This window comes from Phycicoccus ginsengisoli (genome assembly GCF_054779295.1).
On sequence record NZ_BAAGYN010000002.1, the window covers coordinates 227458 to 253319 of the forward strand.

Consider the following 25862-nt stretch of genomic DNA (forward strand, 5'->3'; position numbering starts at 1 on the left):
GCAACGCCACGGGCCCCCGAAATGGTCCCGGGGGCACGGAAATGGTCCGGGACCCGCGCACCCCGCGGACTAGGCTCGGGCCATGGCGGCGGCGAAGGCGACCGAGATCGAGGTGCCCGGGGGGCCGGACGGCGGACGGACGGTGCGGATCTCGAGTCCTGACCGGCTGATCTGGCCCGACGACGACGCGACGCCCGGGGGGATCACCAAGCTCGCGCTGGCGCAGTATGCCGTCGACGTCTCGGACGGCCTGATGCGCGCCCTCGTCCACCGCCCCGTGACCCTGCAGCGGTTCCCCGACGGCATCGTTGGCGAAGAGTTCTGGACCAAGAACCCGCCCAAGGGCATGCCCGACTTCATCGACCCGGTGATGTGCACGTACCCCAGCGGGCGCAGGCACCTCCAGGTCGTCGTCGACGAGCCTGCCGCGGCCGTCTGGGCCATGCAGATGAACACCGTGACCTTCCACCCCTGGCCGGTCCGCACGAACGACGTCGACCGGCCCGACGAGCTGCGGATCGACCTCGACCCCCAGCCCGGTCGTGACTTCGCCGACGCGGTCGAGGCCGCGTACGCCCTGCGCGAGGTGCTCGCCGGGATCGGGCTCACCGGCTGGCCCAAGACCTCCGGCAACCGGGGGGTCCACGTCTTCGTCCGGGTCGCGCCGACCCGTGAGTTCCTCGACGTCCGCCACGGTGTCATCGGCATCGCCCGTGAGCTCGAGCGCCGCCTGCCCGACCTGGTCACCACCTCGTGGTGGAAGGAGGAGCGGGGCGAGCGGGTCTTCGTCGACTTCAACCAGGCCTGTCGTGACCGCACCATCGCCTCGGCCTACAGCCCCCGGCCGCTGGCCGGTGCGCCGGTGAGCATGCCGGTCACCTGGGAGTCGCTGCGCGACGTGCAGCCCGGTGACTTCACCGTGCGGACCGTCCCCGGCATCCTCGCCGCGGACGGCGACGCGTGGGCCGGGGTCGACGAGGCAGTGGGCGACGTCGATGCCGCCATCGCCCTGTGGGACGAGGACGTGCACGTGCGGGGCCTCGGTGAGCTCAACTTCCCGCCGGACTACCCGAAGATGCCCGGCGAGCCCCCACGGGTGCAGCCGAGCAAGCGGCGCAAGGACAAGGCGGACGAGGAGTACATGGGCCCCAAGGCCGACCGCGACGCCGACCTCACGGCGCTGTGGGGGCCGGTCGTCCCCCCGGTCGCGCCGATGCTGGCCAAGCCGGTCAAGGCCATCCCGCGCGACGGCGGCTACCTCTTCGAGCCGAAGTGGGACGGCTTCCGGTCGATCATCTTCCGCTCGGGTGACACGGTCGAGATCGGCAGCCGCAACGAGAAGCCCATGACGCGCTACTTCCCCGAGGTCGTCGAGGCGGTCCTCGCGAGCTTCCCCGAGAAGGCCGTCATCGACGGCGAGATCGTGCTCGTGAGCCCGGACAGCGGCGACCGGCTGGACTTCGAGGCCCTGCAGCAGCGGATCCATCCGGCGGCCAGCCGGGTCAAGCGGCTGGCGGGGGAGACGCCGGCCAGCTTCGTGGCGTTCGACCTGCTGGCGCTGGGGGACGAGGACTGGACGGGTCGCCCCTTCGCCGAGCGGCGAGAGGCCCTCGAGAAGGCGCTCGCCGGCGCCCAGCCGCCGATCCACCTCACCCGGGCCACCGACGACCCCGACGTGGCGCAGGAGTGGTTCCACCAGTTCGAGGGGGCCGGCCTCGACGGGGTCATCGCCAAGCCGCTCGACCTCGCCTACGTCCCCGACAAGCGGGTGATGCTCAAGGTCAAGCACGAGCGCACCGCCGACTGCGTGGTCGCCGGCTACCGCACGCACAAGAGCGGCGACGACGTCGTCGGCTCCCTGCTGCTCGGGCTCTACTCCGACGACGGCACCCTGCACAGCGTGGGCGTGATCGGGGCGTTCCCCATGGCGCGGCGCAGGGAGCTCTTCGAGGAGCTCCAGCCCCTCGTCACCGACTTCGAGGACCACCCCTGGGCGTGGGCGCAGGAGGACATGGGCAGCCGCACCCCCACCAGCGGGGCCGGCAGCCGGTGGAACGCGGGCAAGGACCTGTCGTTCACCCCCTTGCGGCCCGAGCGGGTCGTGGAGGTGCGCTACGACCACATGGAGGGCAGCCGGTTCCGGCACACCGCGCAGCTCTCCCGCTGGCGACCGGACCGCGAGCCCCGCTCCTGCACCTACGAGCAGCTCGAGGAGCCGGTGAGCTTCGACCTCGCCGAGGTGCTCGGCGGGACGGACGCCTGATGGGGCCGGGCAGGCCGCCCACCACGCAGGCCGCGGCCGGCGGGGGGAGCGCCGTGGAGCGCACGGCGGCCCGCCGGGCGGGCGCGGCTGCTGCCCTCGCCGGAGGCGCCGTGGTCGCGACCGGGCTGGCCGGCTCGCTGGGGGCCGCGGCGTACGTCGCCCGCCGGGCCCTGACCCCGGACCCGCGCCGCCCCGACGACACCCACCTGCTCACGGTCGACGACGGCACCGTCACCCTCGGCGTCACGCCGGAGACGGTCGTCCCCGGACGCTACGGGCTGTGGCTCGACCACGAGAGCGGTCACGTCCGGCTCGGCGACGTCGTCGACCTCGACGAGGCGAGGGGGCGGGTCCGCCGTCGCGTCCTCGGCACGGACTTCGGCCACCTCGCGGCCGGCTACGGACGGTGGAACCAGTACTACTTCTCGGGGCCGCCGGACCGCTCGCTCGGCCTGCGCACCGAGTACGTCGACGTCGAGACCGAGCTGGGGACGATGCCCGCGTGGGTGGTGCCCGCGGCGGCGCAGAGCGACCGCTGGGCGGTCCTGGTCCACGGGCGCGGCGCGCGACGGCACGAGTGCCTGCGTGCCATCCGCCCGTTGCACGACAACGGGATCAACGTCATCGTCCCCAGCTACCGCAACGACGTCGGCGCGCGTCGGGGCCCCGACGGCCGGTACAACCTCGGCCTGTCCGAGTGGCGTGACATCGAGGACGCCGGGACGTATGCCGTGCGGCGCGGGGCGCGCGAGCTCACCCTCGTCGGCTGGTCCATGGGCGGTGCCATCGTGCTGCAGACGCTGGCCCGGTCGTGGCTCGCGGACCACGTGGCCCGCGTGGTGCTCGACGCCCCCGTCATCGACTGGGCGGACGTGCTCGCCCACCACGCTGCCCTCAACGGCGTGCCGCACGCCATCGGCGAGCTGAGCCGGGCCCTGATGGGCCGTCGCGCGGCCCGTCGGCTGGTCGGGGTGCACGACCCGCTGGACGTCGCCCAGACCAACTGGGTCGCACGCGCCTCGGAGCTGCGGCACCCCGTGCTGCTGATCCACTCCGTCGACGACGAGTTCGTGCCGGTCGGGCCCTCGCTGGAGCTGGCCCGGGCGCGGCCCGACCTCGTGACGATGGAGCACTGGGACACGGCCCGGCACACCAAGGAGTGGAACACCGACCCCGAGCGGTGGGAGCGCTCGGTCGCCGAGTTCACGGCGAGCTAGCCGCGCAGCACTTCCCAGCGACCGATCACGGTGCCGTCCTCCTCGAGGAGCGTCATCGGCCGCAGCGCGACGTCGAGGTCGCCGGCCCGGACGATGCGGTGGTGCTCGCCACCGACGAGCGCGGGTGCCCACGTGAGGTCGACCTCGTCGACGACACCGGCCGCGAGCATCGACCCGAACAGCCCGGGCCCTCCCTCGCTGAGGATCTGCCGCAGCCCCCTGTCCTCCAACGCCTTCCGCGCCTGGACGAGGTCCACCTCGTCCTCGCCGGCGAGGACGACGTTGTCCTTGCCGAGCACCCGGCGCGCCTCGGCGACGGCGCCGGGGTCGGCGCCGTGCCGGGTCACCAGGAGGGCCGACCCCGGCGGCGAGGTCATGGCGGCGACCGTCTCCGGGAGGGTGCCGCGGTTGCTGACCACGGCCAGGACCGGCGCCGACGGGTCCTCGTCGCGCAGCGCCGGGTAGCCCTCCGCGCGGACCGTGCCCGCCCCGACGACGACGACGTCCGCCAGCCGGCGCAGCAGCCCGAAGACGCGGTGGTCCGCCGGGGTGTTGATGCTGCCCGACCGGCCGTCGGCGCCGGTGCCCGCGCCGTCGAGGCTCGACACGAAGTTGACGCGCAGCCAGCTGCGACCGGAGGGCGGCGCATACACCTGCTCGAGGGCCCGGTCGTCGAGGACCGTGCCGGGGGCGGGGGAGCCCGCACCGCCGAGGAGGATGCGCATGGGCGCAGTGTGCCTGATTACGCTGCACCCCGTGCCTGGCTCCCTGACCGAACGATCGCCGAAGCTCGACCGCGACCGCCTGGTGCGCGAGCTGGTGCCGCCCCCGCGGTTCGACCGCGAGCGGTTCTCGACGTACCTGCCGGACCCAGCGCAGCCCAGCCAGGCGGAGGCGGTGCGCCGCCTCGAGACGTATGCCGCCGGGCTGGGGGAGAAGCGGGCCGGCGGGCTGCTCACCCGCCTGCGCCGCGGCAACGGGACCGGTGACGGCCGTGGCGTCTACCTCGACGGCGGGTTCGGCGTGGGCAAGACGCACCTGCTCGCCTCGCTGTGGCACGCCGCTCCGGGGCCGAAGGCCTTCGGGACGTTCGTCGAGTACACCAACCTGGTCGGGGCGCTGGGGTTCCAGCAGACGGTCGACGCGCTGAGCGGCCACCGGCTCGTGTGCATCGACGAGTTCGAGCTCGACGACCCCGGCGACACGGTGCTGATGGCGACCCTGCTGGCCCGGCTCGCGGAGGCCGGGGTGGCCCTGGCCGCCACGTCGAACACGCTGCCCGACGCGCTTGGCGAGGGCCGGTTCGCGGCCGAGGACTTCCTGCGGGAGATCCAGGCCCTGTCGGCGCGCTTCGACGTGCTCACCGTCGACGGGCCCGACTACCGCCACCGCGACGCGGTCGACAGCCCGCCGCCGCTCCCCGAGGACGAGGTGCGTGCGGCCACGGCGGAGGACGAGGCGGTGCTCGACCACTTCGTCGACGTCACGCGGCACCTGTCGACGGTCCACCCCAGCCGGTACCGCGCCATGCTCGAAGGCGTCACCGCCATGGGCTGGACGCACGTGCGTCAGGTGACCGACCAGGCCGTCGCCCTGCGCCTGGTCGTCCTCGTCGACCGGCTCTACGACGCCAGGATCCCCGTCTACGCCAGCGGCCTGCCCCTGGGCGAGGTCTTCGGCAGCGAGATGCTCCGCGGCGGCTACCGCAAGAAGTACTTCCGGGCCCTCTCCCGGCTCACCTCGCTCGCGCGTCCGGGCGCCCAGTGATTTGATGCCGCAATGGGCAAGGGGAGCGGCAAGGGCGCCAAGGGCAGGAACGGCAAGGGCAGGAACGGGACGGCGGGCAGGACGAAGAAGTCCAAGGTCGCCGGGATCGACGTCCCCGACGTCGAGGACGTGGCCCCCGCCCCCGTGTCGTTCACCGAGGCGCTGCGCGCCGGCCCCGGATTCTCGCTGACCGACCTCGACCCGCGCTCCACTCCCGGCTTCGACGGCGACAAGGCGGACGGCGAGGTCGCCCTCGCCGCCCGGGCGGGGGAGATCAGCGGCTTCCAGGAGCGGCTCTACGCCGAGTCCAAGGGCGACGGGGGGCGGTCGCTGCTGCTCGTGGTGCAGGGCATGGACACCTCGGGCAAGGGCGGCATCATGCGCCACGTCGTCGGCCAGATGGACCCGCAGGGCGTGAGCTACACGGCGTTCAAGGCGCCCACGGCCGAGGAGAGGCGGCACCCGTTCCTGTGGCGGATCCGCAACGCGCTCCCGGAGCCGGGGATGATCGGGGTGTTCGACCGGTCGCAGTACGAGGACGTCCTCATTGTGCGCGTCCGCGAGCTCGTGCCGCGGGCGGTCTGGTCGCGCCGGTACGCCCAGATCAACGCCTTCGAGGCCAAGGTGGCGGCCGCGGGGACGACCATCGTCAAGGTCATGCTGCACATCTCGGCCGACGAGCAGAAGTCGCGGCTGGGGCAGCGGCTCGAGCGGCCGGACAAGTACTGGAAGTTCAACCCGGGCGACATCGACGAGCGGATGCTGTGGCCGCACTACCAGGAGGCGTACCAGGCCGTGCTGGAGCGCACGTCCACCGACCTCGCACCGTGGTTCGTCGTCCCGGCCGACCGCAAGTGGTACGCCCGGCTGGCCGTCCAGAACCTCGTCCTCGAGCACCTCGAGCGGATGGACCCGCAGTGGCCGCCGGCGGACTTCGACGTCGCCGAGCAGCAGGAGCGGCTGGCGCGGACCTGAGCCGCGCGCCGGGGTCCACGTCCGGCACCGATGAGTTCGGACGCCGACCCGGGTCCGTACTGGTACCTCAGGAGAGGAGAGGCGCATGCTGCGCGAGTCCCAGGCGTTCAGCGGGTTCTCGGTGCCGGACACCGAGGCGGCCCGCAGGTTCTACACCGAGGCCCTCGGGCTCGAGGTCACCGAGCAGGGCGGGATCCTGACCCTGCACCTCGGCGGTGGGCACCGCGCCATCGCCTACCCCAAGGCCGACCACGAGCCGGCCGGCTTCACCGTCCTGAACTTCCCGGTGCCCGACGTGGAGCAGGCCGTGGACGAGCTGACGGCCCGGGGGGTCCGGTTCGAGCGCTACGAGGGCACGCCGATGGAGACCGACGCCAAGGGCGTGTTCCGCGGCGGCGGGCCGCTCATCGCCTGGTTCACGGACCCCGCGGGCAACGTCATGTCGGTCATCCAGGACTGACGGCGCTCGGCACGGGTCAGCCGGCCCAGGCGCGGTCGACCACAGCGCGGGCGCTGGACGCCGCGAGCCCGGCCTCGAGGGTGCCGAAGGTGGCTCCGTGGGCGCCACCGAGGCGGGAGGCGACGAACGCCTCGGAGATCTCCGTCGGCGCGAACCGCACGAGCAGCGACGCCTGCAACGTGACCGCGAGGTGCTCGACCACGGTCCGGGCCCCGACCGCGGCACCCGGCTCGGCGGCATACCGGACCACGTCGTCGACGCGGTCGATGGCGGCGTCGAGCACGGCGCTGTGCCCGGCGCCGAGCTGCACCTCCTTGCGGAACGCCTCGACGGCCATCGGCTCCCGGGCGACGGCGCGCAGGACGTCGAGGGCGTTGACGTTGCCCGAGCCCTCCCAGATCGAGTTGAGCGGGGCCTCGCGGTAGAGCCGGGCGAGGCCGTTCTCCTCGACGTAGCCGTTGCCGCCCAGGCACTCCAGCGCCTCGGCGACCATGGGGGAGGTGCGCTTGCAGACCCAGTACTTGCCCACCGCGACGCCGAGCCGCGAGAGGGCCGTGTCGCCCTCGTCGACCGCGTGCGCCAGCCGCAGGGCGAGCGTGGTCGCCGCCTCCACCTCGAGGGCGAGGTCGGCGAGGACGTTCTGCATGAGCGGCTGGTCGACGAGGAGCGCGCCGAACGCCGAGCGGTGCCGGGCGTGGTGGATCGCGCGGACGAGGGCCGCCCGCATCGTCGACGCGGAGCCGAGGATGCAGTCCAGGCGGGTGGCCGCGACCATGTCGAGGATCGTGCGGATGCCGCGGCCCTCGTCACCGACCCGGACCCCCCAGGTGCCGTCGAGCTCGACCTCGGAGGACGCGTTGGAACGGTTGCCCAGCTTGTCCTTGAGCCGCTGCAGCGCAAAGGGGTTCCGCTCACCGTCGTGGAGCACGCGGGGGACGAGGAAGCAGCCCACCCCGGCGTCGGTCTGCGCCAGCACGAGGAAGGCGTCGCTCATCGGGGCGGAGCAGAACCACTTGTGCCCGGTGAGCCGGTAGGTCTCGCCACCGCCCAGCGGCCCACCGGGGGTGGCGACGGCCCGGGTGGTGTTGGCGCGGACGTCCGACCCGCCCTGCTTCTCGGTCATGCCCATGCCGGCGAGGGCCCCGCGCTTGGTGGCCACCGGGCGCAGGCCGAAGTCGTAGTCGCGCGAGGCGAGCTGGGGGACCCAGCCCACCGCGAGGTCGGGGTTGGCCGCGAGCGCCGGCGCCGCGGCATACGTCATCGACACGGGGCACAGGTGGCCCTGCTCGTTCTCGGACCACGCGATGAAGCCGGCGGCGCGCCGGACGTGGGCGCCCGAGCCGGCGGGCGCCGTCCACGGCTCGGCGGTGAGGTCGGCCCCCACGGCGACCCGCATGAGCTCGTGCCAGGCGGGGTGGAAGTCGACCTCGTCGACCCGCTCGCCACGAGGGGAGTGGGTGCGCAGCCGCGGCTCGGACTCGTTGGCCTGCACGGCCCAGGTGCGTGCCTCGTCGCTCCCCGCACGCGCCCCGAGGGCCTCGACCTGCGCGTATGCCGCGGAGCCGGCCCACCGGCGCAGGCCCTCGACGAGCGCGGGCTGGGTGGTCAGCGTGTTGGCCTCGGGGAGCGGTGGCACCTGGTTGGTGACGGCGTGGGTGGACACGTCAGGCACCCTATGCCGGGATACCGTGGCGGGGTGAGTGTCAGGGCACGGCTGCGACGGACGCTCGTCCGGGTGCCCGGGGGGCTGCACGTGGCGCGCCTCACCGTCGAGACGGTGCGGGTCTGCATGAAGTACCGGGTGACCGGTCTGGCGTCCGAGGCGGGCTTCTTCATGCTGCTGTCGCTGCCGCCGCTGCTCATCGGGCTGATCGGTGGCGTGGGCTACATCGGCGACTGGCTCGGCCAGGACATCGTGCAGAAGGTCATCCTCGGGATCCAGGACTTCTCGCGGCAGTTCCTCGTCGCCTCGGTGGTCAACGACACCATCCTCCCGACGGTCCGCGACGTCCTGAAGAACGGCCGGGGAGACCTCATCTCCATCGGTTTCCTGCTGTCGATCTGGTCGGGGTCGCGCGCGCTGAACGTCTTCGTCGACACGATCTCGATCATGTACGGGCAGTCGGGCGTCCGCGGCATCGTGCGCACGCGGGTGCTCTCGCTGACGCTGTACTTCCTGTCGCTGCTCGTGGGCATCGTCATCGTCCCGCTCGTCATCATCGGGCCGGCCCTGGTCGGCGACCTGCTGCCCGAGCAGGTGCGCTTCCTCACCTGGCTGTACTGGCCCGTCGTGATCGTGGGGGCGGTGGCCAGCATCGCGACGTTGTTCCACATCTCGACTCCGCGCCGTACCCCGTGGCTCCGGGACGTGCCGGGAGCCGCCCTCACGCTGGTGATCTGGGTGGTGGCGTCGTTCGTGGTGCGCGAGACGGTCTCGGCGTCCCTGCGCGGCGGAACGTCGATCTACGGCCCGTTGTCGGCCCCGATCGTGTTGCTGATCTTCCTGTACGCCCTGGCGATCGCGATCCTCATCGGGGCCGCCCTCAACGCCGCCGTGCGCAAGCTGTGGCCGGTCGAGGAGCGGCCCTCGCTGCGGGCCCAGACGGTGGAGTGGGTGCGCGACCGGGTGGCCGACACCCGCGGCGGCGCGACGACGCCGGGAGCGGCGTCGGTGGAGCGTCCTCGTCGCGACGAGGGGCGCGGCGCCGCGCAGGAGTCGCTCGGGGACTCGGTGGCCGGCCTGCGGGCGGCCGCGCGTGAGCCGCTGACGCCCTTGCACCACGACGATGCGGTCGGCCGTGCCAAGGACGCGAGGGGGGACGCGGCGGGCGATGGGGCCGCCGGCGCGGCGGGTGACGCGGCACGAGGCGTCGCGGGAGACGGGGCACGAGGCGCCCCCGGGGACGGGGCAGGGGGCGCCCCCGGGGACGCTGCCGCGGATGCCGCCAGCCACGCGAGGGGACGCGGCGCGCAGCCCGAGAGCCGCCGGGAGGTGGGGGAGCCGGTGCGCAGCCGCTCCAAATGACATCCGTGGCACCCGATTTGGACCCCGGTCCGACCATCGGATAATGTCTGACCGCACGCGCAGCGGGTGAGAGCCCGTGAACGACACCAATAGCGCGTGCAGTGCGGATGTAGCTCAGTTGGTAGAGCGCAACCTTGCCAAGGTTGAGGTCGCCGGTTCGAGCCCGGTCATCCGCTCGGAAGGGTTGGACCGCCTTCATGGTGGAGTGGCCGAGAGGCGAGGCAGCGGCCTGCAAAGCCGCGTACACGGGTTCAAATCCCGTCTCCACCTCGGACGGCTCCCCAAGGGGGAGTCGAACCCAGCACGACCCGGGCGATTGGCGCAGTGGTAGCGCGCTTCCTTGACACGGAAGAGGTCACTGGTTCAAACCCAGTATCGCCCACCATCGATGAATAGCCCCTGACCAGCGGAAACGCAGGTCGGGGGCTACTTCGTGCGGCGGATTGAGGACGTGATTTCGGGCGATGCTTGACTAAGAGATTGACTAGGCGTGCCGACTTCGCTCGGAATCGCGGCCTCTTCGCGTCCGTCGACGTGCGTGGACATCCGAAGCACCCCTGACCTCTTCCCACGCACGGAAGAAGTCACCATGGTTGCGCGGGCGGGGTCCAGGGCTCTCGGCCAGCAGGACCCCTGGACAGCCGACGCAAACGACGCTGGGCTGGAAGCTCCGCGAAACGCGGAACTGCCGAGGCAGGGCGCAGGACTGAGGGTGGAAGGGTTCGAAGGCGATGTCTCCTCGGCGAACGGAGGAATGTCCAGGGCGCGACGGGACGTAGATTTCCGGTGAGAGACCCGAGGTGCTGCCATTCGCCATGGCGCTCGACCGCGGACATCTCGGCCCGGTCCCGCCCTCTACCGGGGCACAGGTCCTTGGACACAGCGCAACGTCGGAATGGAGTGGTCACTGTGACCGTACGCGACCCAAAGATCGCTTCCTCATCAGCGACGTCCGTCCACCAGCCGAGGACGCTGGCCGAGGCGGCAACCGAAGAACTGCACCGCATGATCCTTTCTGGTCAATTGCCGGCGGGGTCCACGCTGCGACTTGCTGAGTTGGCTGACGCTCTGGAGATGAGCCACATGCCCGTGCGCGAGGCGTTGCGTCGGTTGGAGAGCCTTGGCCTGGTCGAGATCGTGCCCCACAAGGGCGCACGTGTGCGTGAGCTCAGCCGGGCCGACTTCGAGGACACGCATCAGACGCGTCTGGACCTCGAAGCCATCGCCATTGGCCAGGCAGCCTCCCGCATCACCGCTGACCAGGTCACCCAGGCTCGAGGTGCCTTGGAGCGCCATGAACAGGCGCTGGCGCAAGGAGACCTGGACGGCGCCAGGGAGGCGCACACCGACTTCCACTTCATTCTCTACAAAGCGTCGGGATCGGTGTGGCTGTCGCGGGCGATCCAACCGGTGTGGGAGAACGCCGAGCGCTACCGCTTCGTCAACCCCGGCGCCGCAAGCCGTAACTCGCAAGCCTATGCCGAACACCTCTCCCTTCTGGAGGCGTGCGCCCGGGGGGATGAGGCGGGCGCACAGGCGTCCCTTCGCGTGCATCTGGAGAATTCGGCAACGCGAATCCTCGCGCAGCTGCCCTAGCGGGCGGGCCGGGCCCAGGGCTGTCCATCTCGCGGGATGTCGTGCGCGGTTCGTTGACATTTGATCAAACATCAAGTTTGCTCATGCCATGCCTCGCAAAAAAGCGGGTTCCGCGCCCGCATTGACGCCATCGGCGGACCGCGTCCTCTCTCCGGATGTGTTGGAGAAGGCCGTCGCGGCGATCTTCCAGGCTGCGGGTCTTGGTGCATCAGCGGCCAGGGCTGTCGCCGAGAGTTTGGTGGCGGCTGACCTGCGGGGCGTGTCCTCACACGGCTGCCTGCTCGTGCCGATGTACATCGACCGGCTCGAAGCCGGGTCAGTGTCAAAGGAGGAGCGCGCCTCCGCCATCGTGGACACTGGCGCCATCGCCGTCCTTGACGCCGGTAACGCCTTGGGGCAGCTCACGTCAGACCAAGCCATGAACCTCGCGGTCGACAAGGCCCACCGCCACGGCGTCGGTGCGGTGGTGGTCCGCCGGGCCTTCCACTTTGGGGGCGCCTTCCGCTACGTCATGGCCGCCGCCGAGCAAGGCTGCCTCGGCGTCGCGGCGTCGAACACCCGGCCGCTCATGCCGGCGCCCGGGGGAGCAGAGCCGGTTGTCGGGAACAACCCGATCGCCTTCGGGATCCCGGTTGCTGGTCGTGACCCGATCGTGCTCGACATGGCGCTCTCAGAGGCGGCTCTGGGCAAGGTCCGCCTCGCCGCCGCAGACGGCCGCGAGATTCCCCTCAACTGGGCGACGGACTCCGAGGGGCGACCCACCGCAGATCCGGCCGCAGCCCTGACCGGGATGCTGCTCCCGGCCGGTGGCCACAAGGGTTTCGGGCTTGCCCTCATCATCGACATGCTGACCGGCGTCCTCTCCGGCGGCGCCTCGGGAAGCGCCGTCCAAGGCCTCTACGCGGACGTGGCGGCTCCGAACAACTGCGCGCACTTCTTCCTGGCACTCGACGCCTCGGCTTTCGATCCCTCTGGCGAGTTCGCCCACCGCGCAGCAGCCCTTGCCCAGGAGGTCCTGCGATCTCGAGTGGCGCCGGGGACCGAACGGGTCCTGCTGCCCGGCCAGATCGAGCAGGAGCGGCAGGCGCGAGCCATGACCGAGGGAATCGTTCTGCAGCCATCAGTCCTCGACGGGCTCCGACGCAGCGCCGAGCAGGTTGGCGCCGTCCTCCCATCCCTTGACCCATGCGACAGCAACGAGCAGGAGGTCCGATGAAGACCATCTTCGACGCCACGGGGGAAGTGCTCCTGGTCACCGGCGGGGCCGGGGGGATCGGGGAAGCCCTGGCCGAGGCCTATGCGCTGGCCGGTGGCACATCAGTGGTGCTGGACGTGGGCCACTCGAGGCGGCTCGAACAACTCGAACGGGTGGAGCAGCATCGCGTCGACGTCGCTGACCGCCAAGCCGTGCAGGCGGTCGTCGACGCCACCGTCGACCGCCACGGGCGGATCGACGCCCTCGTGGCCGGTGCAGCGATCCAGCCACGAACGCCGGTGGCCGAGATGGATCCTGCGGAGTGGCAAAGGGTCCTGGGCGTCAACCTCGACGGTGTGGTCTGGGCCTGCCAGGCGGTGCTGCCGACCATGATGCGCCAGAACCGTGGTGCCATCATCACCTTCACCTCCGGGCTCGCCCACATGGGGCGCGCCGAGGCCTCGGCCTACGCGGCCAGCAAGGGCGCACTCATCCCCTTCGTGAAGTCCCTCGCAGCCGAAGTCGTCGACAAGGGCGTGCGCGTCAACGTCGTGGCTCCCGGCGTCATCGACACAGCGCAGTTCCAGGCCGCCAACCCCGGGGGCGGCGAACGTGAGCACTGGGCCAGGACCACCGGCATCGGATCGCCGGACGACGTCGTCGGACCGCTCCTGTTCTTGCTCTCCGACGCGGCCACCATGACCGGCTCCACCCTCACTCGCGACCGAGCCTTCCATGTCGCACCGCACCCGAAGACGTCCTGAAAGGAGAGTCATGGCTGAGGAGAACCTGCCGGTCGCCATCGTGGGCTCAGGCCCGATTGGCTTGATGACCGCACTTGGCCTGCACCACTACGGCGTGCCTTTTGTGCTGTTCGAGGAGGACTCCGAGCTCTCCCTGGACACCAAGGCTGGCACGATCCTGACCCGGACCCTTGAGGTGATGCACCGGTACGGCGTCCTGGACCAAGTGCTTCGACATTCTTTGCGCGTCGACGAGATCGGTGAGCTCGACCGCGCCACCAACCAGCGCACCCTGTCCGTGCGCACCGGCGAGCTCACCGAGGACACCCGCTTCCCGTTCGTCATCAACATCCCCCAGCACCACCTCGAACCGGTCCTCAAGGAGGAACTGGAGAAGCGGGCCCCTGGAGCACTGCATCTGCAGCACCGCCTGACCACGTTCATCCAGCATGACGACCACGTCGAGCTGGTCCTGGACACCCCGGCGGGGGAGCGCACCGTCAAGGCTGCCTACCTGCTGGCCTGCGATGGCGGTCGCTCCACCGTCCGCGAGCAGCTCGGCGTCAAGGTGGAGGGCCACACACTTGCCGAGCGGTACATGCTCGTCGACCTCAATGTCGACCTCGACACCGGCAACCCACGGGACTACCCCTACCTCGCCTACTTCGCTGACGCGTCGGAGTGGATGATCCTAGTCCGGCAGCCGCACTGCTGGCGGTTCCTGTTCCCGCTGCCGGCGGGTCAGGAGGAGCCCAGCCACCAGGCGCTAAAGGACAAGGCGCTGCGGTTCATTGGCGAGGTCGACGACATAGACGTGATCGGCACCAACGTCTACACCGTCCACCACCGGGTCGCCGAGATGTGGCGGCAGGGCCGCATCTTCCTCATGGGTGACGCTGCCCACCTGATCACGCCGATGTGGGCACTCGGCCTGAACACGGGGGTGCTGGACGCCTCGAACCTGCCTTGGCGCCTCGCCTGGGTCAACCGCCGCTGGGCGGACCAGGCGCTCCTCGACGGCTACGAGCGCGAGCAGGCGCCGTTGGCAGTCAAGGGTTCCGGCGAGATGGCCGAAGCGGCCCGGGCCTTCATGGACGGCCGCTCCGACCAGATGGTCGCGATGACCGAGGGGGGCTGGGGCAACGCTTTCACCCGCGCCCTGCTCGGAGTGCGCCTGGACGTGGAGAACACCGGAAACTGGTCGATGGTCAAGACCGGCGACCGACCCGCCCGGGTGCTGGTGGGGGACCGCGCCCCCGACCTTCCCCTCCACGGCGCAGAGGGCGTGGTCCACCTGCACGACCTGGTGGCCAACTCCTTCGTCGCGCTCTTCTTCACCGACACCCGCCGGGGCCCCGTCATCCCCGAGGACATCCCCGGCCTGCGGAGCCGCGTGGTCAACCGCTGGGACGCGCCCATGGACTCCGGTCTGCGGGACCGCGCCCTGTTCGACCCGGCGGACCGGGTCCGTCGCCGGTTCGGCTTCGCCTCGGACAGCGTTGTGCTCCTCCGTCCGGACGGCCATGTCGCGGCGATCCTGCCCTACGGCCCAGCCTCGGCCCACCAGGTCGTGGACCTCTACCGAAACATCACTCACCCCAGCGGAACTCAGGAGACGCGATGACGCAGCACACCGACCCCGACGGCAACACCGTGCAGCTCGGGCCCGTTGGCCAGACGGTCGTGTTCGAGAACGACCACGTCCGCGTGTGGGATATCACCTTGGACCCCGGCGCGAACCAGCCATGGCACCATCACGAGAACCCCTACCTGGTCATCGCCATCGAGGCCGCGGACAACCGCATCGACGCTCTCGCAGGCGGAGACCCGCGCCTAGTGCGCGAAGAGGCCGGCGGCGTGGTGTACCGCGACCCCGGTGAGATCCACATGCTCACCAACCACGGCACCACTCGCTACACCTCGCGTCTGGTTGAGCTGAAGGACCTCGGCGAGAACCTCGCGGAGACCCGCGCATGAACCCGCCCGCGACGCGGCCCGCAGGAGTCACCGATGAGGAGTGGGCGAACAACCTCAGCGAGCCGGCCGCCTACTCAGGCCTGGCCCCGGACCGTTCACGAGAAGAAGACGTCGTCGGCCCCGACGGGGAGGCACTGGCCAGGTTCCGCGAGATCCTCATCCACTCCCGCGACGAGGAGTGGCTCGACAAGACCCTCGACGGACTGAGCCACAAACCGCTGTGGCGCAACGACGACACCGGAGCCTCGATCTCCCTGGTGAGGTTCCGCAAGGGCACCGGCATCCCGAGTCGGCACAGCCACGCCTCGAACCAGTTCATGTTCTGTCTCTCCGGCCGGTACACGTACGTGCCCACCGGCTTGACCCTCATTCCGGGCTCCTTCTACTGGAACCCCAGCGGTAGCTTGCACGGCCCCACGCTCGCCCAGGAGGACACCGTCCTCCTCGAGGTATACGACGGTCCGCACTACCCGACCCAGCCCGAGTGGTACTCCGACCCCGCCGACGCGCACTGACCATCGAAAAGGAACACCCATGCCCAAGCAGCTCGTCACCAGCTCCGAACTCGCTACTCCCAACGGTCACTTCGCCCAAGCCACCGTCGCCGAGGCTACCGGCCGGATGCTCTTCATCTCTGGAATGACCGCCCGCAACAAGGACGGCGGCGTCACCGGGATCGGCGATGTCAGCGCCCAGACCCACCAGGTGTGCCAGAACCTGAAGGCTGCCGTGGAGGCCGCCGGCGGCACGCTGGACGACATCGCTCGCGTCGATGTCTACGTGCGCAACATGGAGGACTTCAACGCGATCCACGAGGTGCGCCGCCAGTACTTCTCCACCCCGCCGGCCTCCACCATGGTCGAGGTCTCCAAGTTCGTGAACAAGGACTACCTCATCGAGATCAACGCGATCGCCATGCTGCCTCAGGCCGCGGCATGAGGCTCGCTCGGCTCCGCGTCGGTGGCGAGCCACGCACCGGACTTGTCGAGGGCACCGACCCCGACCTGTCGGTCGTGGTCCTCCCGGCCGGTTCACCAAGTGTCGACGACGCAGTCCGTGACCCTGCCGTCCGCGCCATCCTGCAGGAGCTGGCGGACAACGCGCCCCGGTATGCCGCAGACCAGGTGACATTCGAGGCGCCCCTGCAGCGGTTCAACCGCGACATCCTGTGCACCGGTTGGAACTATTGGGACCACTTCGAGGAGTCACGCGGGAAGCGGGAAGGTCAGGACCCGGTCGAGACCCCGAAGCACCCGACGTTCTTCACCAAGGGGCCCGACACGGTCATCGGCCCCTACGAGGACATCGCCTTTGACCTCGACGTGTCCACCAAGTGGGACTACGAGGCCGAGCTCGCCCTCGTCATCGGCAAGGGCGGCCGCTCCATCCGCGAGGATGAAGCGCTCTCGCACGTCTTTGGGTACCTGGTGGCCAACGACGTCTCGCAGCGTGACCTACAGCGGGCCCACGGCGGCCAGTGGCTCAAGGGCAAGAGCATCGATCAGAGCATGCCCCTCGGGCCCTGGGTGACCACCGCCGACGAGGTCGGCGACCCCCACGAGCTTCAGGTGTGGTGTGAGCTGAACGGCACCAGAATGCAGGAGGCCTCCACCCGGCAGATGGCGTTCCCCATCGCCCGGCTCATCGCCGAAGTCAGCTGGGGCATGACGCTGCGGCCCGGCGATGTGCTGCTGACCGGCACGCCCAGCGGGATCGGGAACGCCCGCGAACCCCAAGTCTTCCTCGCCGATGGCGACGAGCTCGTCACCGGCGTCGACGGCCTGGGCGTCCTGCGCAACCGGGTCGCCCTTCACTCGCTCACGATGGCGCGGTAAATGGGCGGCATCGACCTGCACACCCACCTGGCCCCACCGGTGTGGCCAGACGAGCTTGCACCGGGGCCGGCAAAGCTTGCCGACCCGGGCGCCCTCGAGCAGTGGCTGGACGAGGTGGATCTGGACGCGGCACTGGTCTCACCACCACCGCCCTACTACCGGCAGGACCTGCCCGAGGTCGAGTCGGCCGACTGGGTGCGTCGACTCAACGACGGCCTGGACCGCATGCTGGACGGACGACCACGGCTGGCGCCGGCGACATACCTGCCCCTCGAGCACCCCCAGGTCGCCCTCCAGGAGGCCCACCGCGCGCTCGAGCGAGAGCAGTTCGCGGCCTTCACGGGCAGCGCCGGCGGCGGGTCCGTGCCGTTGGACGACCCCTGCCTTGAACCGCTGTGGGCGCTGCTCGAGGAACATGATGCCGCCATCCTCCTCCACCCGGGCCAGAGCCCCGACGATCGGTTGAACCAGCACTACCTTGCGAACCTGCTCGGCAATCCCTACGAGACCGGAGTCGCAGCCGCCCAACTGCTCCTCGGTGACGTCCTCGGACGCCACTCTGAGCTGCGGGTGATGTTGGTGCACTGCGGCGGAGTCCTCCCGAGCGTGCTCTCACGCTGGCAGCGCGGCATCGACACGACCCGACCGGGCCTTCAACCGCTGACTCGACCCTTGAGCGAAGCACTCCGGGGCATCTGGGTCGACGCGCTCAACCACGAGCCCCAAGTGGTCGACCTCGCCCTGCGCCAATTCGGTGCCGACCGCACCGTGCTGGGCAGCGACTGGCCTTTCCCGATGGGCCTACAGGACCCCCGGGAGCCGCTACAGCATCTCGCCGGTGACTTGCTGACCGACATCGGTATCACCAATGCCACAACGCTTCTGGGCGCCAGGTGCCCTTGGCGTCCCGAAACCAGCACCCCTTGATCCTTCCCTAAAGGAGACGCTCATGCGCCGCTCATCGCACTTCCTCATCGCCTCCGCCGCCACGGCCACGCTGCTGCTGGCTGCCTGCGGCTCCGCAAACGACGGTGCGCAGCCCGCCAGCGCCAAGCAGGAAAAGCAGGCCAAGCAGGTCAGCTACCTGACGTCGTTCAACACCTTCGGCCGTGACGCCTACGTCTACGTCGCCCAAGAGAAGGGCTTCTTCGCGGCCGAAGGGCTCAAGGTCGACATCAAACCGGGAACCGGGACCGTGGACGTCCTCAAGCTTGTCGCGAGTGGCCGATCCGACTTCGGAATCGGTGACTTCACCACAACGGTGGTGACGGTGGCCAAGGAGAAGCTGCCCGTGACTGCGGTGGCAGCCATTCAGCAGAAGTCGCTGGCCGCGATCGTCACCCTCGAGAAGAACGGGATCGCGGCGCCGAAGGACCTGGAGAACAAGACCATCGGCGACCAGCCGGGCTCGACCAACCAGGTCATCTTCCCGGTGTACGCCAAGGCCGCCGGCATCGATGCCAGCAAGGTCAAGTTCGTCCCCTCGGCGCCCCCCGCGCTGCCGCAGCTCCTTGCCAGCGGCCGGGTCGACGCCATCGGCCAGTTCGTCGTGGCCAAGGGCCTGATCGAGTCGGCCGCCAAGGGGGAGAAGGCGGTCTTCCTTCCCTTCGGCGACGTGCTGCCCGACCTCTACGGCAATGCCCTGGTCACCAGCAAGGACTTCCTCAAGAGCAACCCCGAGGCGGTCAGTTCCTTCCGCAAGGCGCTGCTGAAGGGCTTGGAGTACTCCATCGCCCACCCGGATGAGACGGGCACCATCCTCGCCAAGTACCAGCCGACCCAGAACCCGAAGGTCGCCGCCGGCGAGGTCACGGCTATGGCCCCGTACGTCACCGGAACCGGTTCGGCAGTCGGTGCCCTAGAGAAGGACCGGGTGACCAAGACCATCAACATCCTCAGCCAGGCGGGCGCGGTCCCCTCGGGGTTCACCGCCGACCAGGTCGCCGACTTCACGGCATCAGGCCGCTGATCCCGATGATCACCCTCGACCACGTCTCACAGACGTTCCACACCAAGAGCGGACCGGTACACGCCCTCGAGGACGTCAGCCTGACGGTGCACGAGCGCGAGTTCGTCACCCTCGTCGGCCGATCTGGCTGCGGCAAGTCCACTCTCCTACGGATCATCGCAGGTCTCGTCCAGCCCACCTCGGGGTTTGTCAGCGTCGCTGACGAGGCCGTTTCCCGGCCCCGCCGTGACGTCAGCATGATGTTCCAACGCCCGGCGCTGCTGCCATGGCGCACGGTGATGCAGAACGTGATGCTCCCCATCGAGATCCTCGGCCTCGGCCCGGCGCAGTACCGAGATCGCGCTGGCGACCTGCTCCAGCTCGTGGGGCTCAGTGGGTTCGAGAAGAAGCTGCCCCACGAGCTCTCGGGCGGAATGCAGCAGCGGGTGTCGCTGTGCCGCTCCCTCGTGCAGGACCCCAAGGTCCTGCTGATGGACGAGCCGTTCTCTGCTCTGGACGCCCTGACACGAGAGGAACTCTCCGTGGAGCTCCAACGCGTCCAGATGGAGCAGGCCACCACCATCGTGTTCGTCACCCACTCGATCGAGGAGGCAGTCCTGCTCGCGGACCGCTGCGTGGTGCTGAGCCCCCGACCAGGACGGCTGAACCGGATCGTGCCGGTCGACATCGCCCGTCCGCGCACGCTCGGGCACAACGCGCACGCCACCCAAGTGACTGAAGTCAGCGCCGAGCTCCATGACCTGCTCATGGGCCCAAACGCGGAGCGTGCCGCATGACCGCCGCGAGCAGCGTCACCCGGGCCGCGACCGCTCGTCAGCGTTGGCGTATGCCGGACGGCATCGGTGCCGTCGCGCTGCCCGGTGCTGCACTCCTCGGGGCGATAGCCCTGTGGTGGGCAGCGACCTGGATCTTCAAGATCGACAGTTTCCTGGTGCCCTCACCCCCCGACGTCATCGACGCCTTCCTGCGCAATCCGAGCTACATGCTCGAACAGTCACTGGTGACCTTGCTGGAAACGCTCGAGGGCTTCGCCCTCGCAGTCGCCCTCGGCATCCCGATCGCCATGGCCATCACCGCCTCCAGGCTGCTCGAACGCACCGTCTACCCGCTGCTCCTGGCCGTCAACGCTGTCCCCAAGGTGGCGATCGCCCCCATCCTCGTCGTCTGGATGGGCTTCGGCCAGCTTCCCAAGGTGGTCATGGTGGTCCTGTTGTGTATCTTCCCGATCGTGCTCTCGACGGCCGCAGGCCTGCGCTCCACGCCGGCCGAGCTCGTCGAGCTCGCCGACTCGCTTGACACCGGCGCGCTGAAGACGTTCGCCAAGTTCCGCTTCCCCTTCGCCTTGCCCCAGATCTTCGTCGGTCTCAAGACCGCGATCTCCCTGGCCGTCATCGGCGCCGTCATCGCCGAATTTGTGGGGGCAGACGCTGGCCTGGGTTACCTGATCGTGCAGTCCGGGTCCAGCGCGGACACCGCCCTTGCGTTCGCGTCCATGGCACTCCTCGCGCTCATGAGCATCGGGCTCTTCTACGCGCTCGCGGGCATCGAACGAAGGGCCTTGCCCTGGGCCGAGGAATACCGGTGACCCAACGTGGCCGCTCGGGCGCTCTCGAACTCGTGCCCGACGGCGTGCCACCCGGCCGCCGAACGCTGGCCGAGACGGCTGCCGTTGAGCTGCACCGCCTCATCTTGAGCGGGGAGCTCCAGGCGGGGGAGCCGCTCCGCCTGGCGGACCTGGCCGATCGCCTTCAGATGAGCCACATGCCCATCCGGGAGGCGCTGCGAAGGCTGGACGCGCTTGGCCTCGTGGAGATGACACCGCACAAGGGGACCCGCGTGCGACCGTTGTCCCACGAGGACTTCCTCGACACCTACAGCACCAGATTGGCGCTGGAGTCGCTGGCGATCCGGCAGGCAGCCAATCGGTGCACCGACGACGACCTGGCCATCGCCGATGCGGCTCTCGCCCTGCATGAGCAGCGTCTGGAACGTGGCGACATGATCGAGGCTCGTGCGGCACACACCCGGTTCCACTTCACCCTGTACCAGGCATCCGGTTCCAGATGGCTGCCACGCGCCATTGAGCCCGTGTGGCAGAACAGCGAGCGCTACCGGTTCGCCACTCCCTCGGACCCGGCGCGCCGGGCCGAGTCGCATGAGGAGCACCAGCGGATGCTTGACGCGTGTAGGCAACACGACGCCCACACGGCAGCTGCTGCGCTGAGGTGCCACCTCGAGGGTGCCGCCAGCCGCATCCTTAGAAGTCTGGACGGCGACCAGCAGCGGATGTAGCCGCGCAACCGGTTATTGAGTAGCACCGAGATGTGCGAGATCGGCGCAGACGTCGCGGGTTGCCAGTGCCACGCACCGGGCCGCATGCTGATTGGTGTGCCGACGGCATGCTCCAGTACTCGCAGGAGCGATGGCCATTCCCTCAACCGTTCGCCTGTGGCGGGAAGCCCCACCCAGCAACTGCTTGACTAACTGCTTGACAACCGCGGCGTGTCTGGGCGGATGTCAGGGGACGTCAAGGGAACGGTTTGTGCTCAGAAGAACGCTGACGTACCTCCACGGATGGCCTTTGGATGCTTGACACGGAAGAGGTCACTGGTTAAAACCCCTATCGCCCACCATCGATAAATAGGCCCTGACCTGCGGAAACGCGGGTCAGGGCCTAACTCGTTCGGCGGCTTCGGGGTCGCAGATCGGGCGCTGCTTGACTCACTGCTTGACCAAGGATCAACTGTTGAGCCTGCATCCGGGCCAGCAACCGCGTCCGGACGTGCGCGGACGTCCTCGGGCACGAGATGCGGTCCATGGCCTCCGCGCCCTCGGTCAGCACAGGACTGAGCTGCCTGCAATGGACCGCCTATGCACGGTGCACCTCGCCAGACCCAAGGGCTTCCTGGCCTGCAGCGCGTTGAGCCGCTCGGACTCCCCGCCTAGAGCGCGCTCCAGACGTTCACGCGGCCGGGGAGCGCCAGCTACCCAGTCCTCATGCGACTTCACCGGAAACTGGGCATCTGGCTCAATGGCCAGGAGCATGTGTGGGTGCCGCATCGTCGCCGGAGATCGACCGAGTCCGCGAGCGACAAGACTGGACGCGGCGCATGGAGCCTGACGTGACGGGCTCAAGAACTGAGGCCCGCGGATGGGGGTCTGGGGTGAAGTGTCGAGCGGGGACGGGGGGCCCGCCACCGCGCGAAGCAGCTGCGGATACCGGTTGCTAGGCTCGGCGAAAATATTCGTCGAACCCCGCCGCGGCCGACTCCGGCAGGCAGGGGTGACCATCCCTGGACGGAACCCATGACCCCCACCACCGCGCCGCCGCTGGTGCCGGGCCGCGACGGTGCTCGCCGCAGAGTCGGAGCGGCCCTCCCGATCCGGCTGGCGACGAGGTGGTGGCCAGCGGCGTCCGAGCTCGCCCTGGCTTTGGGTGCCGCATTGCTGTTCACCTGGTGGGCGCGGACGATCCACGACAACCCGATCAACCGGGTCGGACAGGTCAGCGGTTTGGCCGCGCTGCAGTACCGACTCGCAGTGTGCGCCCTGCCGCTGGCCGGTGTCGTGGCCTGGGCCTCGCTCCGCTACGACAGGGAGGCGCGCGCGCTCACCGTGCGGCTCGCCGCCGCAGCCGCCGCCGGACTCTTCGGCGGGTTCCTCGGCGGGGGCCAGGTCTTCACCCTCCGCGGCACCCCGTGGGCCCTGGCGGGGGAGCTCGGCGACAACGGCCGGCTCATCGAATGGACCCAGGAGGTCCTGCGCACCGGCACCTTCGACAGCAACAGTCTCTACCCCCCGGGCATCCCGCACGCCGCCGCGTTCATCGCCCGGCACTTCGAGCACGGCAACGCCGCCATGGCCTTCAAGCCGCTGTTCATCCCCCTGATGGCGCTGACCCCCGGACTCGTCTACGTCACCTGGCGGATGGTGCTGCGGCCGCTCCCTGCCCTGGCCGTCGCCGTCTTCTCCGCGCTGTCCGCCTTCCTCCCCTACAAGCCCTACGACCTGCTGGCGATGCTGGTGCTCGTCCCCGTCATCGCCAAGCTCGCCCAGTGGCTGAAGGCCAGCCCCGGGTTCACCCTCCCGGGCGCGGCTCTGCGCGGCGTCTGGCTGGGCGTCATGGCCGGCGCGATCTTCTCCTTCTACTCCGGCTGGCACGTGTGGTCTGCGCCCGGCACCGTCGTCATGCTGCTGCTGATCTTCCCCTGGCGACGTGCGGGCGGCGCGGGCCGGCTGTGCGGTGGAGCGCTGCTGCTCGGATGCGTGGTCGGCTTCGCACCGGTGGGCGTTCCTTACCTGGTCCAGGTGCTCGGATCCACCGGCGTCAAGGACACCTGGTGCTCGCAGATCACCCAGACCGACCCGGCCTGGATCGGCCAGCGCTCCATCACGATGGCCCAGTGGCAGTTTCCGGGCAGTTGGCCACCGCCCGGCGAGATCGCCGGCCTCGGCCTCTTCGCGCTCGCGCTGGTCGCCGGACTCGGCGTCGCGGTCGCCCTCGGTCTGCGGACACCGGCGGTCGCGACCGCCCTCGCCTGCTTCGCCAGCTGCTGGCTGCTGCGCTTCTACCTCGCGCACAACATGGAGAAGACGGGCACGGTCCAGCTCTTCCCGCACACCACCTTCGAGATCCAGTACACCCTCATCGTGCTCACCGTTCTCGCCTGCGCCCTCGCGAGCGAGCGGCTCCGCGACTGGGCCCAGGTGCTGGCCCGCAGCGCACGGCAGAACGGCATCACCCTGCCCAGGGGCGCCGGTGTCCGCTTCGGCGAGTTGGGCGCCCTGCTCGCCCTCCTGCTGGTCGGCGGCATGGGCGGCTCCTTCCTCACCGACCGCTTCCTACCTGCCAGCCCCGCCCTGCACACCGCCGGCTACGTGGCCTGGGAGGCCCACAACCTCCGCACCCCCGACGGCACCTGCCCCACCTACGCCGACATGGGCACGTGCGCCACGCCGCCGGTCCTGAAGCCCTCGGTCTCCCACGTGACCGGTCCGCTGGTCTGCCGCAACCTCTACGCCCAGTACGAGGCCCCCATGGCGGGTGCCGGGGCGGGCACTGGCGCCGTGACGAGGAACAGCGCGCCGAAGCCCTAGAAGACCGCCGCGCAGGGCTCGGCGCCGTCGCGATAGGCGGGGCCGGGGGTCCGTCCAGACGGCATTTTCTCTACGCGGCGCGCGGCGATCCTTGCGATGACGGCCAGCGCCGCGGCGGTTCGATCATCACGATGGCGTCGATCCTCCGGGCCGTCGGCTTCGCCACCGCAAGTGCCTACAGCTCGGCCAATCACGGCGTTGTCGGGCTCACCCAGACGGCCGCCTGGGAGCATGCCGCCGAAGGCATCCGGGTCAACGCGGTCGGCCCGGGTTTCATCCGCATCCCTCTGCTCGAGGCGAACCTCGACGAGGCGACGACGATGTTCCGCGCGAGCGGACTGCTCGAATCGGCGGATCGCCCTCATGAGGTCGCGGTTCGCGTCCGGCTGCTGGGTCTTGCCGTTCACCGCGTTGCCACGGGCCTCTTGGACCCGACCCCTCCTCGAGTCGCGGTCCGTCACGCCGCGGACGCCGACGGACCGGTGTCAAGGGAAGTCGCCGACACGCGAGCCGCGTGACCTTGGAGCCTGTGGGTGCCCAGGTAACAGCAGGTGCACCGGTGGGAGCAAAGGGCGACGCGCGGGTAGGGGCGCATGCAGTCGGACCGGCTGACGATCAGCATCGAACATCGGGTGGACACCCATTCCGTCCGCCTCGGCGTCTGGCTCCACCGACGTAGGGGCGGGAGGATCGCGCGGTTGTGGCACCGGCGGACCATCGTGCTGACAACCACGGGGCGCCGCACCAGGCGACCCCGCACCGTGCTGGTCCAAGCGTTGCCCGAAGGATCCGACGTGTTCGTCGTGGCAGCCAACGGCGGGCTCCCAACCCCTCCCGGCTGGTACGTCAACCTCCGCGCCGACCCCTGCGTCGTGGGCGACCTCGATGGCCGACGCCTGCGGTTGCGCGCTGAACAGCTCAGTGACACCGAGGCCAAACGGGTGTGGACTCAGAGCGTACTGGTCGTCGCCCCCGCCTATGCCAAGTACGAGCGAAGGTCGGGCAGGATCCCGCCGATCATCCGGCTGGTTCCGGAGCAGTCACTCTCCGGACGTGGTGAGGGGGCTGAAACGAAGAGGAACCGCGTGTCGCTGCGGTGTGGGGATGTCCCGCTTCAGACGAGCCAGATCGCGGAGGGAGTGTGGGCCATCGGGCCGTGGGGTCACCCGCGCACCGTCGTCTATCTCGTGCACGCCGGGCCCGGCTGGACCCTGGTCGACGCGGGTTGGCCGGAGACGGGCCAAGAGTGGAGGCCGCCGTCGCCACCATCATGGGGATGCAGAAGCCACAGGGCATCGTTCTGACCCACGTCCACCCCGACCACGAAGGAGATGCCCGCACACTGGCCGAGCGCTGGCGCTGCCCCGTCTGGGTCTCCTTGGCGGAGCGGCCCATCGCCCTGCGGGAGTTCGAGCAGATGCGCGTGGCTGCCATGCCGCTGGATCGGTGGATTGTCCTGCCCGCCATGCAGCTCATCGGCAGGAAGCGACGGCAGCGTATCTTCGCCGCTGCCACGTTGGCACCCGTGGTCCGCCCTTTCGACCCTGCGGCAGGTGTCCCTGGCCTGCACGAGTGGCGTGCCGCGTCGACTCCCGGACATACGATCGGGCACACGTCTCCTTCTTCCGCCCCAGTGATGGAGTGCTGCTCAACGGTGACGCGATGGTGATGGTGCAGATCGACACCCCTCCGACACCTCATCAGCCGTCGGCCCGGGCTGTCCTCCCCGCCGTGGTACACCAC

General features: G+C 69.9%; 25 protein-coding genes and 3 tRNA genes. 26 read left to right on the forward strand and 2 right to left on the reverse strand.

Annotated elements, in window-relative coordinates; all coding sequences use genetic code 11:
- Nucleotides 1-82: 82 nt before the first annotated feature.
- Nucleotides 83-2263, forward strand: coding sequence for an ATP-dependent DNA ligase (locus ACYVDO_RS03685; protein WP_460932875.1), 2181 nt, complete (start codon nucleotides 83-85; stop codon nucleotides 2261-2263).
- Between the two features lie 53 nt (nucleotides 2264-2316).
- On the forward strand, nucleotides 2317-3480 hold the full coding sequence (locus tag ACYVDO_RS03690; protein WP_460932876.1) for an alpha/beta hydrolase family protein: 1164 nt from the start codon (nucleotides 2317-2319) through the stop codon (nucleotides 3478-3480).
- On the opposite strand, the gene ACYVDO_RS03695 is transcribed toward ACYVDO_RS03690, so the two are convergent.
- Nucleotides 3477-4205 (reverse strand): dihydrofolate reductase family protein, encoded by a 729-nt coding sequence (locus tag ACYVDO_RS03695; protein WP_460932877.1) that lies wholly within the window; start codon nucleotides 4203-4205, stop codon nucleotides 3477-3479. The genes ACYVDO_RS03690 and ACYVDO_RS03695 overlap by 4 nt on opposite strands.
- On the opposite strand from ACYVDO_RS03695, the gene zapE reads away from it, so the two are divergent.
- From zapE to ACYVDO_RS03710, 3 genes are all read left to right on the forward strand, one after another.
- Nucleotides 4204-5247, forward strand: coding sequence for a cell division protein ZapE (gene zapE / locus ACYVDO_RS03700; protein WP_460932878.1), 1044 nt, complete (start codon nucleotides 4204-4206; stop codon nucleotides 5245-5247). The two genes, ACYVDO_RS03695 and zapE, sit on opposite strands and share 2 nt — an antisense overlap.
- A gap of 12 nt (nucleotides 5248-5259) precedes the next feature.
- A complete protein-coding gene (locus ACYVDO_RS03705) occupies nucleotides 5260-6222 on the forward strand; it encodes a polyphosphate kinase 2 family protein (RefSeq protein WP_460932879.1) in 963 nt (320 codons plus the stop codon).
- Nucleotides 6223-6307: 85 nt separating this feature from the next.
- Nucleotides 6308-6682 carry a VOC family protein gene (locus ACYVDO_RS03710; protein WP_460932880.1) on the forward strand — a complete coding sequence of 125 codons (375 nt, stop codon included), beginning with the start codon at nucleotides 6308-6310 and terminating at the stop codon, nucleotides 6680-6682.
- A 16-nt stretch (nucleotides 6683-6698) separates the two neighbouring features.
- Here the strand turns inward: ACYVDO_RS03710 and ACYVDO_RS03715 are convergent, their stop codons facing one another.
- A complete protein-coding gene (locus ACYVDO_RS03715) occupies nucleotides 6699-8345 on the reverse strand; it encodes an acyl-CoA dehydrogenase family protein (RefSeq protein WP_460932881.1) in 1647 nt (548 codons plus the stop codon).
- Between the two features lie 33 nt (nucleotides 8346-8378).
- Between ACYVDO_RS03715 and ACYVDO_RS03720 the strand changes: the two genes are divergently transcribed.
- The 21 genes from ACYVDO_RS03720 to ACYVDO_RS03820 all read left to right on the forward strand — a co-directional run bounded on the left by ACYVDO_RS03720 (nucleotide 8379) and on the right by ACYVDO_RS03820 (nucleotide 25788).
- Nucleotides 8379-9707 carry a YihY/virulence factor BrkB family protein gene (locus ACYVDO_RS03720; RefSeq protein ID WP_460932882.1) on the forward strand — a complete coding sequence of 443 codons (1329 nt, stop codon included), beginning with the start codon at nucleotides 8379-8381 and terminating at the stop codon, nucleotides 9705-9707.
- Nucleotides 9708-9810: 103 nt separating this feature from the next.
- Nucleotides 9811-9883, forward strand: a tRNA-Gly gene (locus tag ACYVDO_RS03725).
- Between the two features lie 23 nt (nucleotides 9884-9906).
- A tRNA-Cys gene (locus ACYVDO_RS03730) sits at nucleotides 9907-9977 on the forward strand.
- Nucleotides 9978-10017: 40 nt separating this feature from the next.
- Nucleotides 10018-10092, forward strand: a tRNA-Val gene (locus ACYVDO_RS03735).
- 524 nt (nucleotides 10093-10616) lie between these two features.
- Complete coding sequence (locus tag ACYVDO_RS03740) at nucleotides 10617-11303, forward strand: GntR family transcriptional regulator (RefSeq protein WP_460932883.1); 687 nt, start codon at nucleotides 10617-10619, stop codon at nucleotides 11301-11303.
- A 157-nt stretch (nucleotides 11304-11460) separates the two neighbouring features.
- Nucleotides 11461-12519: an Ldh family oxidoreductase gene (locus ACYVDO_RS03745; protein ID WP_460932884.1), complete on the forward strand. Its 1059-nt coding sequence runs from the start codon at nucleotides 11461-11463 to the stop codon at nucleotides 12517-12519.
- A complete protein-coding gene (locus tag ACYVDO_RS03750) occupies nucleotides 12516-13262 on the forward strand; it encodes an SDR family NAD(P)-dependent oxidoreductase (protein WP_460932885.1) in 747 nt (248 codons plus the stop codon). The genes ACYVDO_RS03745 and ACYVDO_RS03750 overlap by 4 nt, the downstream gene beginning before the upstream one ends.
- A gap of 10 nt (nucleotides 13263-13272) precedes the next feature.
- Complete coding sequence (locus tag ACYVDO_RS03755; RefSeq protein WP_460932886.1) at nucleotides 13273-14865, forward strand: FAD-dependent monooxygenase; 1593 nt, start codon at nucleotides 13273-13275, stop codon at nucleotides 14863-14865.
- Nucleotides 14862-15218 (forward strand): cupin domain-containing protein, encoded by a 357-nt coding sequence (locus tag ACYVDO_RS03760; protein ID WP_460932887.1) that lies wholly within the window; start codon nucleotides 14862-14864, stop codon nucleotides 15216-15218. Before ACYVDO_RS03755 ends, ACYVDO_RS03760 begins: the two co-directional genes overlap by 4 nt.
- The gene (locus ACYVDO_RS03765; RefSeq protein WP_460932888.1) at nucleotides 15215-15733 is read left to right on the forward strand and encodes a cupin domain-containing protein; all 519 of its coding nucleotides are present in this window, start codon (nucleotides 15215-15217) and stop codon (nucleotides 15731-15733) included. Before ACYVDO_RS03760 ends, ACYVDO_RS03765 begins: the two co-directional genes overlap by 4 nt.
- A 19-nt stretch (nucleotides 15734-15752) precedes the next feature.
- Entirely contained in the window at nucleotides 15753-16157 is a 405-nt protein-coding gene (locus ACYVDO_RS03770; RefSeq protein ID WP_460932889.1) for a RidA family protein, read from the forward strand.
- Nucleotides 16154-17053 carry a fumarylacetoacetate hydrolase family protein gene (locus ACYVDO_RS03775; protein ID WP_460932890.1) on the forward strand — a complete coding sequence of 300 codons (900 nt, stop codon included), beginning with the start codon at nucleotides 16154-16156 and terminating at the stop codon, nucleotides 17051-17053. The genes ACYVDO_RS03770 and ACYVDO_RS03775 overlap by 4 nt, the downstream gene beginning before the upstream one ends.
- A complete protein-coding gene (locus tag ACYVDO_RS03780) occupies nucleotides 17054-17980 on the forward strand; it encodes an amidohydrolase family protein (RefSeq protein WP_460932891.1) in 927 nt (308 codons plus the stop codon).
- Nucleotides 17981-18002: 22 nt separating this feature from the next.
- Entirely contained in the window at nucleotides 18003-19022 is a 1020-nt protein-coding gene (locus ACYVDO_RS03785) for an ABC transporter substrate-binding protein (RefSeq protein ID WP_460932892.1), read from the forward strand.
- 5 nt (nucleotides 19023-19027) lie between these two features.
- Nucleotides 19028-19798: an ABC transporter ATP-binding protein gene (locus tag ACYVDO_RS03790; RefSeq protein WP_460932893.1), complete on the forward strand. Its 771-nt coding sequence runs from the start codon at nucleotides 19028-19030 to the stop codon at nucleotides 19796-19798.
- Nucleotides 19795-20607: an ABC transporter permease gene (locus ACYVDO_RS03795; protein ID WP_460932894.1), complete on the forward strand. Its 813-nt coding sequence runs from the start codon at nucleotides 19795-19797 to the stop codon at nucleotides 20605-20607. Before ACYVDO_RS03790 ends, ACYVDO_RS03795 begins: the two co-directional genes overlap by 4 nt.
- Nucleotides 20604-21314, forward strand: coding sequence for a GntR family transcriptional regulator (locus tag ACYVDO_RS03800; RefSeq protein ID WP_460932895.1), 711 nt, complete (start codon nucleotides 20604-20606; stop codon nucleotides 21312-21314). The genes ACYVDO_RS03795 and ACYVDO_RS03800 overlap by 4 nt, the downstream gene beginning before the upstream one ends.
- 1014 nt (nucleotides 21315-22328) lie before the next feature.
- Complete coding sequence (locus ACYVDO_RS03805; protein ID WP_460932896.1) at nucleotides 22329-24119, forward strand: hypothetical protein; 1791 nt, start codon at nucleotides 22329-22331, stop codon at nucleotides 24117-24119.
- A gap of 32 nt (nucleotides 24120-24151) precedes the next feature.
- Complete coding sequence (locus tag ACYVDO_RS03810) at nucleotides 24152-24637, forward strand: SDR family oxidoreductase (RefSeq protein ID WP_460933412.1); 486 nt, start codon at nucleotides 24152-24154, stop codon at nucleotides 24635-24637.
- 75 nt (nucleotides 24638-24712) lie between these two features.
- A complete protein-coding gene (locus ACYVDO_RS03815) occupies nucleotides 24713-25423 on the forward strand; it encodes a nitroreductase/quinone reductase family protein (RefSeq protein ID WP_460932897.1) in 711 nt (236 codons plus the stop codon).
- Nucleotides 25396-25788, forward strand: a complete 393-nt coding sequence (locus tag ACYVDO_RS03820; protein WP_460932898.1) for an MBL fold metallo-hydrolase — start codon at nucleotides 25396-25398, stop codon at nucleotides 25786-25788. Before ACYVDO_RS03815 ends, ACYVDO_RS03820 begins: the two co-directional genes overlap by 28 nt.
- The last annotated feature ends 74 nt before the right edge of the window (nucleotides 25789-25862 follow it).

Coding starts and splice junctions, on each gene's coding strand:
- ACYVDO_RS03710 (WP_460932880.1), top strand. CDS start 6,308: ATGCTGCGCGAGTCCCAGGCGTTCAGCGGGTTCTCGGTGCCGGACACC.
- ACYVDO_RS03755 (WP_460932886.1), top strand. CDS start 13,273: ATGGCTGAGGAGAACCTGCCGGTCGCCATCGTGGGCTCAGGCCCGATT.
- ACYVDO_RS03785 (WP_460932892.1), top strand. CDS start 18,003: ATGCGCCGCTCATCGCACTTCCTCATCGCCTCCGCCGCCACGGCCACG.
- ACYVDO_RS03760 (WP_460932887.1), top strand. CDS start 14,862: ATGACGCAGCACACCGACCCCGACGGCAACACCGTGCAGCTCGGGCCC.
- ACYVDO_RS03765 (WP_460932888.1), top strand. CDS start 15,215: ATGAACCCGCCCGCGACGCGGCCCGCAGGAGTCACCGATGAGGAGTGG.
- ACYVDO_RS03770 (WP_460932889.1), top strand. CDS start 15,753: ATGCCCAAGCAGCTCGTCACCAGCTCCGAACTCGCTACTCCCAACGGT.
- ACYVDO_RS03705 (WP_460932879.1), top strand. CDS start 5,260: ATGGGCAAGGGGAGCGGCAAGGGCGCCAAGGGCAGGAACGGCAAGGGC.
- ACYVDO_RS03820 (WP_460932898.1), top strand. CDS start 25,396: ATGCAGAAGCCACAGGGCATCGTTCTGACCCACGTCCACCCCGACCAC.
- ACYVDO_RS03805 (WP_460932896.1), top strand. CDS start 22,329: ATGACCCCCACCACCGCGCCGCCGCTGGTGCCGGGCCGCGACGGTGCT.
- ACYVDO_RS03695 (WP_460932877.1), bottom strand. CDS start 4,205: ATGCGCATCCTCCTCGGCGGTGCGGGCTCCCCCGCCCCCGGCACGGTC.
- ACYVDO_RS03775 (WP_460932890.1), top strand. CDS start 16,154: ATGAGGCTCGCTCGGCTCCGCGTCGGTGGCGAGCCACGCACCGGACTT.
- zapE (WP_460932878.1), top strand. CDS start 4,204: ATGGGCGCAGTGTGCCTGATTACGCTGCACCCCGTGCCTGGCTCCCTG.
- ACYVDO_RS03790 (WP_460932893.1), top strand. CDS start 19,028: ATGATCACCCTCGACCACGTCTCACAGACGTTCCACACCAAGAGCGGA.
- ACYVDO_RS03795 (WP_460932894.1), top strand. CDS start 19,795: ATGACCGCCGCGAGCAGCGTCACCCGGGCCGCGACCGCTCGTCAGCGT.
- ACYVDO_RS03780 (WP_460932891.1), top strand. CDS start 17,054: ATGGGCGGCATCGACCTGCACACCCACCTGGCCCCACCGGTGTGGCCA.
- ACYVDO_RS03815 (WP_460932897.1), top strand. CDS start 24,713: ATGCAGTCGGACCGGCTGACGATCAGCATCGAACATCGGGTGGACACC.
- ACYVDO_RS03750 (WP_460932885.1), top strand. CDS start 12,516: ATGAAGACCATCTTCGACGCCACGGGGGAAGTGCTCCTGGTCACCGGC.
- ACYVDO_RS03685 (WP_460932875.1), top strand. CDS start 83: ATGGCGGCGGCGAAGGCGACCGAGATCGAGGTGCCCGGGGGGCCGGAC.